Genomic DNA, 11,405 nt, shown 5'->3' on the forward strand with positions numbered 1-11,405 from the left:
CGCCGCGGCCGGCCTTGGCCATCTTGTTGCCTTCGAGCGCGGTCGCCATCGAGGCGCTCTCGCCGGGCGTGTTGATCAGGATCGCGGTCGTCGAGCCGCCGTACATGCCGCCATAATAGATGCCGGCAAACATGATCAGCGAGCCGCCGGGATCGAGCTTGTAGGTCACCGGCAGCAGTAGCGCGACCGTCAGCGCCGGGCCGATACCGGGCAGCACGCCCACAGCGGTGCCGAGGAACACGCCGATCAGCGCGTAGAGCAGGTTGATCGGCTGGACGGCGACGGCCATGCCGTGCGCCAGCGCCGCAAAAGTGTCCATCACAGCAGTCGCTCCAGCGGGCCGGTCGGAAGGCTCAGCGTCAACAACCGGTCGAACGCGAGATAGATGAGGGTCGACATCACCAGGGCGATGATGGAATCCACCACGATGGCACGCCGTCCGAAAGCCGCCGACGTCGTCACGAACAGCGCCGACGTCGCCAGGATGAAACCGCCGCCAAAGCCGATGATGGCGATCAGCAGAGCAAGGCCGACGAGGATCAGAACCACGGGGATAGGATCGGCGCTCTCGCGCGCAGGCAGATTGCCGCGCAGCGCGTCGACGAAATTGCCGATCGCCAGCAGCGCAAGGCCGCTGGCGACCACGACCGGCATCGCCTCGGGTCCCATCCCGTACATCGTGGCGGATTGCAGGTCACGCGCGTCCCAGACCAGCACCACGGCGAGGGCCGCAAGCAGTGCTGCGATGACGATGCCGGCGCGGTCGACGCGCCGCGGCGGCTGGACGGGATCGCCTGAGGTCATGACTTGACCAGGCCGACCGATTTCAGCACGTCGGTGACGCGCACCGTTTCCTTCTTCAGGAAGTCGGCAAACGCGTCGCCGCCGAGATAGGCATCCTCCCAGCCCTTCTGCTTGAGGATCTCCTTCCAGGCGTCAGACTTCACCATCTTCTCGACGGCATCGCTCAAGGTCTTGCGCTGCTCGGGCGTGATGCCGGGAGGCGCGACCACCGAACGCCAGTTGGCGATCACGAGGTCGATTCCCTGTTCCTTGAAGGTCGGGATGTCGCTGCCTGCGATGCGCTTCTCCGAGGTCACGCCGATCGCGCGCAGCTTGCCGGACTTGATCTGCCCTTCATATTCGCTCAGTCCGGAAATGCCCGCAGTAACCTTCCCGCCGAGAATCGCAGCCAGCGACTCGCCGCCGCCGGAGAACGGGATGTAGTTGATCTTCTTCGCATCGGCGCCGACGGCGCCGGCGAACATCGCCGCCATCACATGGTCGACGCCGCCGGCGGAGCCGCCGGCGAATGTCACCTTGGCGATATCGGCCTTCACCGCGGCGGCAAGATCCTGTGCATTCTTGATCGGCGAGTTCGCGGGAACCACGATCACCTGGATTTCCTCGGTGAGGCGCGCGATCGGCGTGACCTGCTCCAGCGTCACCGGCGACTTGTTCATGGCGAGCGCGCCGACCATGACGAAGCCGTTGACCATCATCTGGTTGCCGTCGCCCTTGGCACCATTGACGAATTGCGCGATGCCGACGCTGCCGCCAGCGCCGGGAACGTTGGTGACCTGCACGCTGCGGGCGACGCCCGAAGCCACCAGGGCCTGCTGCATCGAGCGCGCGGTCTGGTCCCATCCCCCGCCCGGGGCCGCCGGCGCCATCAACTTGAGCTCGAGCTGCTGGGCGAAGGCCGGATTGGCTGCCGCCAGGGTCAGCGCGACGGCTGCGCCGACAAGGCGCGCGGAAAATCGAAACATGGGGGCATCTCCAGGCTCATGCGGACGTTTGCCGCATTGTGTCGTTTGGTCGCATATCAGCCAAAACGGCCGATGCTGTCCAGTGACATCCCCCCGGGGTTTTTGTCAGCGGGGCGTCGGGATCACGCCGCCGAGCGCGTCCGTCAGTTCGGCGGCGACATCCCGGACGATTTGCCCAATTTCCGGCAACCTCTGGTCGGTCAGCCGGCTGGTCATGCCGGAGACCGAGATCGCCGCGAGCGGCTCGGCGCAGTCGTTGTAGACGACCGCCGCAACACAGCGCAGGCCCATGCATGCCTCTTCATCGTCGAGGGCGTAGCCGAGCTTGCGGATCTTTTCGAGTTCCCTAAACAGATCGCTCGGCCGCACGATCGACTTCTCGGTCAGGCGGGGCATGCCGTGATGGCGGATGACGGCGCTGACGTCCTCGTCCGAATAGGTTGCGAGCACCGCCTTGCCGACGCCGGAGGTCACCATGGGAACGCGGCCTCCCACCTTGGTCAGCGAGCGCATGATCTCGCGACTCTCCATGCGGGTCAGCACGATGATGAACTCATCGTCGACCACGGCGAGATTGGCTGTCTCACGGGTGAGATCGCGCAGCTTGCGGAGGTATGGAATCGCCTGCGCTGAGAAATTCCGCCGCCGCGCGAAGCTCGCGCCGACCGTGAAGCTGCGAACGCCGACATGCCATTTGGATTTGGCACGGTCGAACTGCACGAAGCGCCGGCTTTCCAGCGTCGCCAGCAGGCGGTGCACCGTGGAGGCCGACAGGCCGGTGCGGATCGCGAGATCGCTGAGGCGATAGCCTTCGTCGTCCTCGGCCAGCGTCTCGATGATCGACAGCGCGCGGTCGACGGACTGCACGCCGCCGTCACGGCCCTCGTGCTCGGCCTCCGACGGCGACCGGGCTTCGTGCGATCTGCGCCGGATCACGTCCTTGCTCATCGCGACCTGCCGCTTGTGCATCCGTCATTCCGGGATGGTGCGCCGGGACTGCGCGCAGCGCGGGCCTGGCGTACCAGACCCGGAATCTCGAGATTCCCGGGTTCGATGCTGCACATCGCCCCGGGATGACAGGAGAGTTAGGCTCAGAGCAGCCCTGCCCCACGTGCCCATTTGTACTTGGCGCCGAGGACCTCGACCGGCAGCTCGGTCGAGTAGGCATAGGCCGGGATGCCGTGCTGGTAGAGATATTCGGCGGCTTCCTCGACCTCAACATCGCCGGCGAGCGAGGCGACCATGGGCTTCACAAACCCCTTGGCCTCCATCTCCTTCTTCACCTCGACCATGTTGCGGGCAAACACCATCGGCGGGGTGACGATGGTGTGCCAGTAGCCGAGGATCAGCGCGTGGATGCGCTCATCCGACAGGCCGAGCTTCACGGTGTTGACGTAGGTGATCGGCGGCTCGCCGCCGGTGATATCCACAGGATTTCCGGCAGCGCCGAACGGCGGGATGAACTTGCGGAAGGCCGCATCCAGATCAGGCGGCATCGACATCAGCGACAGGCCGTTGTCGACGCAGGAGTCCGACAGAAGCACGCCCGAGCCGCCTGCACCGGTGATGATCAAGACGTTCTCGCCCTTCGGCGTCGGCAGCACCGGCACGCCGCGGGCGAATTCGAGTAGCTGGCGCAAGCTCCGGGCGCGGATCACGCCGGATTGCTTGAACACGTCTTCGTAGATGCGATCGTTGCCGGCGAGCGCGCCGGTGTGCGACGAGGCCGCCTTGGCGCCGGCCGAGGTGCGGCCAGCCTTGAGCACGACGACCGGCTTCTTCTTGGAGACGCGCTTGGCGGCTTCGGCAAAGGCGCGGCCGTCCTTGAGGTCCTCGCAGTGCTGCGCGATCAGATTGGTGTTCGGATCCTGCTCGAAGAAGGCGAGCAGATCGTCCTCGTCGATGTCGGACTTGTTGCCGAGGCCGACGATCGCCGACACCCCCATTTTCGCCGAGCGCGAGAAGCCGATGATGGCCATTCCGATGCCGCCCGACTGCGACGACAACGCCGCGTGGCCCTTGACGTCATAGGCGGTGCAAAAGGTGGCGCAGAGATTGGCCGGCGTGTAGTAGAAGCCGTAGATGTTCGGCCCCATCAGGCGGATGTCGTACTTCTTGCCGACCTCGACGATCTCGGCCTGCAGCTCCGGCGCACCGGCCTCGGCGAAGCCCGACGGGATCAGCACCGCGCCCGGGATTTTCTTCTCGCCGCATTCGGTCAGCGCCGCGGCAACGAACTTCGCGGGAATCGCGAAAACCGCGACGTCGATCACGCCCGGCACGTCCTTGACGCTCTTGTAGGCCTTGTAGCCGAGGATCTCGGCGGCTTTGGGATGGATCGGAATGATCTCGCCCTTGTAGCCGCCGTTGATGAGGTTCTTCATCACGGAATTGCCGATCTTGCCGTCCTCCGCGGAGGCGCCGATCACGGCGACCGCCTTCGGCTGCATGATGCGGTTCATCGCCGCGACGATCTCTTCGGTCGGGCGCGGCTTCGGCTTCGGCACATAGGCGAAGTCGACGACGATGCGGACGTCCGCGGCGGTCGCGCCCTTCGCCGTCGCGAACACAGGGTTGAGGTCGAGCTCGACGATCTCGGGGAAATCGGTGACGAGCTGCGAGACCTTGACGATGACGTCGGCGAGGGCGTTGCGGTTCACCGGCTCGCCGCCGCGCACGCCCTTCAGGATCTCGTGCGCCTGGATGCCGTCGAGCATCGAGAGCGCGTCCTCCTTGGTCGCGGGCGCGAGGCGGAAGGTGATGTCCTTGAGCACCTCGACCAGCACGCCGCCGAGGCCGAAAGCGACCAGCTTGCCGAATGATCCGTCGGTGATCGAACCGACGATCACTTCGGTACCGCCGGCCAGCATCTGCTGCACCTGGACGCCTTCGATCTTGGCGTCGGACTTATACTTCTTGGCGTTGCCGAGAATGGTCTCGTAGGCCTTCTCGGCCTCGTCGGCCGTCTTGAGGCCGACGATGACGCCGCCGGCTTCGGTCTTGTGGAGAATGTCCGGCGAGACGATCTTCATCACGACCGGGAAGCCCATCGCGGTGGCCATCTTGCCGGCCTCGCCGGCCGACTTCGCCACGCCCTCCTTCGGCACCGGAATGCCGTAGGCGTCGCAGACCAGCTTGCCTTCCGGGGCCGTCAGGCTGGTGCGGTTGTCCGCCTTGACCTGGTCAAGCACCTTGCGGACGGCATCTTTGGAATTGGACATGTGGCTTCTCCCTTGACCTCAGTTCGTTCTTTACAAAGCGCGCGCGTGTTTGCGGCTGCCCGTGATGCTTGCCATTCGCCGCGCTCTGTTCCATGTCGCGGGTCGGAGCGGCGTAAAGCGCCAGACTACTCCGCCGGCATGGATCAAAAATGGCTGGCGATGGCATTTGGTATGCCAGAAGCCAACTTGTCAAGCTGGAGCATGCCTTAGAACGCCGCAAAAAATAGCCAGCTTGACATTCTGGCATGTGGTATGCCAAAAACTTTCCGTCATTATTCCTGTAAAAGACGACTCCCACTGGAGGAGATTCGTCGTGTCACAACGGAAACCAATCAAGGCGTTGCCGAACATGGCCGAGGCAGACATCGCAATCGTTCGTATTGCCCCGGAGAGCAGCTTCAAAAACAAGGCGTATGACGCCTTGAAGGAAGCCATCCTCAAGATGGACATCTACTCGACGCCCGAGCCGGTGATGCTCGACGAGCGCGCGTTGTCCGAGAGGCTTGGCGTCAGCCGCACCCCGATCCGCGAAGCCATCGCGATGCTCGAGCAGGACGGTTTCGTGAAAACGGTGCCGCGCCGCGGCATCATGGTGGTGCGCAGAACCAAGAGCGAGATCGTCGACATGATCCGCGCCTGGGCGGCGCTGGAGAGCATGGCCGCGCGCCTCATCACCACCACCGCACGCAAGAAGGACATCACGGCGCTGCGCGACTTCTTCAAGGATTTCGGCAGGGACCGCCTGCCCGAGGATCACGTCGAGGAATATTCACGCGCCAACATCGCCTTCCATCAGGCGCTGATCTCGCTGTCGGAATCGCCGGTGCTGGTCGATCTCACCAACGACCTCCTGCTGCACGTGCGCGGCTATCGCCAGCTGACCATCGGACGCAAGGATCGCACCGCGACGTCGCTGCCCGAGCATCTCGGCATGATCGAAGCGCTGGAAGCGCGCGACACCGAGCTCGCCGAGAAGCGCGCCCGCGATCACACCCTCGGCCTTGCCGCTTACGTCGAAGCGCACGGCCAGGAACTGTTCACGTAGCGCTTTACCCAGCGAACGTTCACCAGAAGGGCGAAGCACTCGCCCCACTACTTGAGACCAGGGAGACAAGGCCCATGCTGAATACCGCGACCAAGTCCGAGGCACCGGGCACCGAGCAGGAACTGACGGATGGTTTTCATCTCGTCATCGACGCGCTCAAGCTGAACGGCATCAACACCATCTATAATGTGCCGGGCATCCCGATCACGGATTTGGGCCGCATGGCGCAGGCGGCCGGTATTCGCGTGATCTCCTTCCGCCACGAGCAGAACGCCGGCTACGCCGCGGGCATCGCCGGTTATCTCACCAGGAAACCCGGCGTCTGCCTCACGGTCTCCGCACCCGGCTTCCTCAATGGTCTCACCGCGCTCGCCCACGCCACCACCAATTGCTACCCGATGATCCTGGTCTCGGGCTCCTCCGAGCGCGAGATCGTCGACTTGCAGCAGGGCGACTACGAGGAAATGGACCAGCTCGCGATCGCAAGGCCGCTGTGCAAGGCGGCCTATCGCGTGCTGCATGCCCAGGACATCGGCATCGGCTTCGCCCGCGCCATCCGCGCCGCGGTCTCGGGCCGTCCGGGCGGCGTATATCTCGACCTGCCGGCAAAGCTGTTCGGCCAGGTGATGAACGCCGAGGCCGGCCGGAAGTCGCTGGTCAAGGTGATCGACGCGGCGCCCGCGCAGATCCCCTCGCCCGCTTCGGTCAAGCGCGCGCTCGACGTGCTCAAGAGCGCCAAGCGTCCGCTCATCATCCTCGGCAAGGGCGCGGCCTACGCGCAGGCCGACGAGGAGATCAAGAGCTTCGTCGAGAAGAGCGGCGTGCCGTTCCTGCCGATGAGCATGGCCAAGGGCCTGCTCCCCGACACGCATCCGCAGTGCGCGGGCGCGGCCCGCTCGACGGTGCTGAAGGACTCCGACGTCGTCATGCTGATCGGCGCGCGGCTGAACTGGCTGCTGTCGCACGGCAAGGGCAAGAGCTGGGGCGAGGCGCCGAAGAAGTTCATCCAGGTCGACATCGAGCCGAAGGAGATGGACTCCAACGTCGAGATCGTCGCCCCCGTGGTCGGCGACATCGGCTCGGTCGTCTCGGCGTTCAACCAGGCGCTTGCGTCGGGCTGGACCGCCCCGCCCGCTGAATGGACCAAGGCCGTGTCAGCCAAGCGCGAAGAGAACGTCGCCAAGATGGCGCCGAAGCTCATGAACAACAAATCGCCGATGGACTATCACGGTGCGCTCGGCGTGCTGAAGAACGTCATCAAGGAGCACCCCGAGGCGATCCTCGTCAACGAAGGCGCCAACACGCTCGACCTCGCCCGCGGCGTCATCGACATGTACCGCCCGCGCAAGCGTCTCGACGTCGGCACCTGGGGCGTGATGGGCATCGGCATGGGCCAGGCGATCGCGGCCGCGCTCGAGACCGGCCATCCCGTGCTCGCGGTCGAAGGCGACTCGGCCTTCGGCTTCTCCGGCATGGAGGTCGAGACCATCTGCCGCTACAACCTGCCGATCTGCGTCGTCATCTTCAACAATGACGGCATCTATCGCGGCACCGACGTCAACGGCGCGAACGCCGACCCGGCGACGACGGTGTTCGTCAAGGGCGCGCGCTACGACAAGATGATGGAAGCCTTCGGCGGCGTCGGCGTCAACGCGACCTCGCCCGACGAGCTCAAGCGCGCCGTCAACGAGGCGATGAAGTCCGGCAAGCCGACGCTCATCAACGCGGTGATCGACCCGGCCGCGGGCTCGGAGAGCGGCCGCATCGGCAACCTCAATCCGCAGAGCGTTCTGCAGAAGAAGAAGTAAGTCCACCCCTCAACCCTTTATTCCCTGCCGGGTGCAGGGGCAGACAGAGTACGGAGCAACATGATGACCAAAGCGCTCGAGGGCGTTCGCATTCTCGACTTCACCCACGTTCAGTCCGGACCGACCTGCACGCAGCTGCTGGCCTGGTTCGGCGCCGACGTGATCAAGGTGGAACGTCCGGGCGTGGGTGACATCACCCGCGGCCAGCTGCAGGACATCCCGAACGTCGACAGCCTGTATTTCACCATGCTCAACCACAACAAGCGCTCAATCACGCTCGACACCAAGAACCCCAAGGGCAAGGAAGTCCTGACCGAACTGATCAAGAAGTGCGACGTGCTGGTGGAAAATTTCGGCCCCGGCGTGCTCGATCGCATGGGCTTCCCCTGGGAGAAGATTCAAGCGATCAACCCGAAGATGATCGTCGCCTCGATCAAGGGCTTCGGCCCCGGGCCTTACGAAGACTGCAAGGTCTACGAGAACGTCGCGCAGTGCACCGGCGGCGCCGCTTCCACCACCGGCTTCCGCGACGGCCTGCCGCTCGTCACCGGCGCCCAGATCGGCGATTCCGGCACCGGCCTGCATCTGGCGCTCGGCATCGTCACCGCGCTCTACCAGCGCACGCATTCGGGCAAGGGCCAGCGCGTCACCGCCGCGATGCAGGATGGCGTGCTCAACCTCTGCCGCGTCAAGCTGCGCGACCAGCAGCGCCTCGCTCACGGCCCGCTCAAGGAGTACAGCCAGTTCGGCGAAGGCGTGCCGTTCGGCGACGCCGTGCCGCGCGCCGGCAACGACTCGGGCGGCGGCCAGCCAGGCCGCATCCTGAAGTGCAAGGGCTGGGAGACCGATCCCAACGCCTACATCTACTTCATCACCCAGGCCCCGGTCTGGGAGAAGATCTGCGACGTGATCGGCGAGCCCTCGTGGAAGACCGATCCGAACTACGCCAAGCCGGCGGCGCGCCTGCCGCGTCTTAACGAGATCTTCGCCCGCATCGAGCAGTGGACGATGACCAAGACCAAGTTCGAGGCGATGGAGATCCTCAACAAGGACGACATCCCCTGCGGCCCGATCCTGTCGATGAAGGAGATCGCGGAAGACCAGTCGCTGCGCGCGACCGGCACCGTGGTCGAGGTCGACCACCCCACCCGCGGCAAGTACATCTCGGTCGGCAACCCGATCAAGCTGTCGGATAGCCCGAGCGACGTGCAACGCTCGCCGCTGCTCGGCGAGCACACCGACGAGATCCTGCGTTCGGTGCTCGGCTTCAGCGATCACCAGGTCGCCGATATCCACAAGTCCGGCGCGCTCGCCCCGCCGCAGAAGCAGGCCGCCGAGTAAGCGACCGCGCCCTGAACGATACGCAAAGGGCCGCCCGAAAGGGCGGCCCTTTTGCTTGCGAACGCCATGCGGTCGCATGCGCCAACTAAAAAACTGAAAAACAACCCCATGCACAGTAGCCAACCCCTTGGTCGCATTAGGCATTTCTTTTTAGCAGAAATATCTTCGACGCGTCGGGCAAAACAGGGGTAGTATGAAATGATCCAAAAGAGGCTCCGGCTGTCGTTCCTTTGTCTGGCGTCGATCTCGAACGGACAACGGCCACGCGCAATCGAGAATGGCGCTCCGCGCCTTTCCAAAAGGACCAGGCCTCAAAGAGCTTCCAGCCCGAGCCGGCGGAACAGCTTTCGATCAGCCTCGTCCTGCGGATTGCCCGCAGTCAGCAGCGTGTCGCCGACGAAGATCGAGTTTGCGCCGGCAAAGAAGCACAGCGCCTGCATCTCGTCGGTCATGGCCGAGCGTCCTGCCGAGAGCCGCACGAATGAGGCCGGCATCATGATGCGCGCCAGCGCGACGATGCGCACGAACTCGATCGGACCGATCGGCGGCGCTTTCGCCATCGGCGTTCCCGCAATCGGGATCAGCATGTTGATCGGCACGCTCTCCGGCGCTTTCGGGAGGTTGGAGAGCGTGACCAGCATGTCGACGCGGTCCTGTTCGCTCTCACCCATGCCGAGGATGCCGCCGCAGCACACTTTCATGCCGGCCTCGTGGACATGCGAAAGCGTATCGAGACGATCGGCGAAGGTGCGGGTGGAGATGACGCTCGGATAGTAGCTCTCCGATGTATCGATATTGTGATTGTAGTAGTCCAGCCCGGCCGCGCTCAGCCGGTCGGCCTGCCCGCGGTCGAGCATGCCGAGCGTCAGGCAGGTCTCGAGCCCAAGCTGCTTCACGGCGCCGACGATCTCGACGATGGCATCCATGTCGCGCGGCTTCGGATTACGCCAGGCCGCTCCCATGCAATAGCGCGTCGCGCCACTCTCCTTGGCTTTGCGCGCCTCGGCGACGATCTTCTCGACCTCCATCAGCTTGGAGGGCGCAACAGCTGTTGAATGATGCGACGACTGGCTGCAATAGCCGCAGTCTTCCGGGCAACCGCCGGTCTTGATGTTCAGCAGCCGACTCAACTGCACGCGATTTGGGTCAAAATGCTCGCGATGCACGGATTGTGAACGGAACAGCAGATCGTTGAAGGGAAGCTGGTAGACCGCCCAGGCATCCTGGCTGGTCCATTCCTGGGTTACCGCGCGAGCCGGGGATTTTTCTTGTGAGGGGATTGGTTTGGTCTCCCCTTCTTTCGCGCCGAGCATCACACATCTCCTGACAATGCGGCGGGACCATCGCTCGATCGCGAGGTTGGCCGCTTTCGGTCGTGAGTTGGACGAGAACGGTAGCGGAATTGTGGCTTCGCTTGTCGAGTCGGCATACCTTGCCGCCGCCGTTGGCATTGAGGCAAAGTGTCAAAAAAGGGAGGTCAGCATGGCACTGCTCGGCAAGGCCGCGGTTGCGATGTGGTGGAGCGTTCGCCCGGAGCAGCGCAACGAGTTCGGCGACTGGCACTCGCATGAGCATTTTCCGGAGCGGATGAGCATTCCCGGCTTCCGGCGCGGATCGCGCTGGAGCAGCACGACGGATGCCGAGGGCTTCTTCGTGCTCTACGAGCTCGAGCGATACGAGCTGCTCACGTCGAAGGGATATCTCGACCGGCTCAACGCGCCGACACCGTGGTCGAGGAAGATGATGCCGCATCATCTCGGCATGGTCCGCAGCCAGTGCCGGATCGTGACGAGCTTTGGCGGCGGTATCGCGGCATCGCTTGCGACCATCAGGCTGTCGCCGGACGTCGGACGGGAGGCAGAGTTGCAGACACGCATCTCGGAAACGCTCGGCACATTGGCGCAGAAGCCGGGACTGACAGGCGCCCACCTCCTCCTCACCGAGACGCCTCCCACGAGCGCGCCCACGACCGAGCAACAGATCCGCGGCAAGGACGGCGCCGCCGACTGGATCGTGCTGCTGTCCGGCTATGATTGCGACGTGGTCGAACGCGCGGTTGGCGACCAGCTCTCGACGCGGGTGCTTTGCGCCGCGGGCGCTCAGAATCACCCGACGGTCGGCCGCTACCGGCTGGCGTTCACGATGACGCCACAGGACATGGCGGCGATCTGACAGATCGAAGCAAGGGCCGGCCAGCCTGTCTTTGGCGAGAGCCCGCCAG

Annotated in this window: 10 protein-coding genes; 4 read left to right on the forward strand and 6 right to left on the reverse strand. The window is 64.5% G+C overall.

The window, feature by feature from the left end; translation table 11 throughout:
• From IC50_RS01315 to IC50_RS01335, 5 genes are all read right to left on the reverse strand, one after another.
• Positions 1-319, reverse strand: a 319-nt coding sequence (locus tag IC50_RS01315) for a tripartite tricarboxylate transporter permease (RefSeq protein WP_035699570.1), incomplete at its 3' end; no start/stop codon positions are given.
• Complete coding sequence (locus IC50_RS01320) at positions 319-804, reverse strand: tripartite tricarboxylate transporter TctB family protein (protein ID WP_035699572.1); 486 nt, start codon at positions 802-804, stop codon at positions 319-321. The genes IC50_RS01315 and IC50_RS01320, both read right to left, overlap by 1 nt.
• Complete coding sequence (locus IC50_RS01325) at positions 801-1,769, reverse strand: Bug family tripartite tricarboxylate transporter substrate binding protein (protein WP_035699574.1); 969 nt, start codon at positions 1,767-1,769, stop codon at positions 801-803. Before IC50_RS01325 ends, IC50_RS01320 begins: the two co-directional genes overlap by 4 nt.
• Before the next feature lie 105 nt (positions 1,770-1,874).
• Entirely contained in the window at positions 1,875-2,717 is an 843-nt protein-coding gene (locus IC50_RS01330) for an IclR family transcriptional regulator (protein WP_035699610.1), read from the reverse strand.
• Between the two features lie 143 nt (positions 2,718-2,860).
• Positions 2,861-4,990, reverse strand: coding sequence for an acetate--CoA ligase family protein (locus IC50_RS01335; protein ID WP_035699576.1), 2,130 nt, complete (start codon positions 4,988-4,990; stop codon positions 2,861-2,863).
• A gap of 349 nt (positions 4,991-5,339) precedes the next feature.
• On the opposite strand from IC50_RS01335, the gene IC50_RS01340 reads away from it, so the two are divergent.
• From IC50_RS01340 to frc, 3 genes are all read left to right on the forward strand, one after another.
• Complete coding sequence (locus tag IC50_RS01340) at positions 5,340-6,035, forward strand: GntR family transcriptional regulator (RefSeq protein ID WP_193374074.1); 696 nt, start codon at positions 5,340-5,342, stop codon at positions 6,033-6,035.
• Positions 6,036-6,109: 74 nt separating this feature from the next.
• Positions 6,110-7,843 carry an oxalyl-CoA decarboxylase gene (gene oxc / locus IC50_RS01345; protein ID WP_035699579.1) on the forward strand — a complete coding sequence of 578 codons (1,734 nt, stop codon included), beginning with the start codon at positions 6,110-6,112 and terminating at the stop codon, positions 7,841-7,843.
• Positions 7,844-7,906: 63 nt separating this feature from the next.
• The gene (gene frc, locus IC50_RS01350; protein WP_035699612.1) at positions 7,907-9,184 is read left to right on the forward strand and encodes a formyl-CoA transferase; all 1,278 of its coding nucleotides are present in this window, start codon (positions 7,907-7,909) and stop codon (positions 9,182-9,184) included.
• Positions 9,185-9,495: 311 nt separating this feature from the next.
• On the opposite strand, the gene bioB is transcribed toward frc, so the two are convergent.
• Positions 9,496-10,497: a biotin synthase BioB gene (bioB, locus tag IC50_RS01355; protein WP_035699581.1), complete on the reverse strand. Its 1,002-nt coding sequence runs from the start codon at positions 10,495-10,497 to the stop codon at positions 9,496-9,498.
• Between the two features lie 169 nt (positions 10,498-10,666).
• Between bioB and IC50_RS01360 the strand changes: the two genes are divergently transcribed.
• Positions 10,667-11,356 (forward strand): hypothetical protein, encoded by a 690-nt coding sequence (locus IC50_RS01360; RefSeq protein ID WP_035699582.1) that lies wholly within the window; start codon positions 10,667-10,669, stop codon positions 11,354-11,356.
• The last annotated feature ends 49 nt before the right edge of the window (positions 11,357-11,405 follow it).

Source organism: Bradyrhizobium genomosp. I (2014) (assembly GCF_000261685.1).
GTDB lineage: Bacteria > Pseudomonadota > Alphaproteobacteria > Rhizobiales > Xanthobacteraceae > Bradyrhizobium.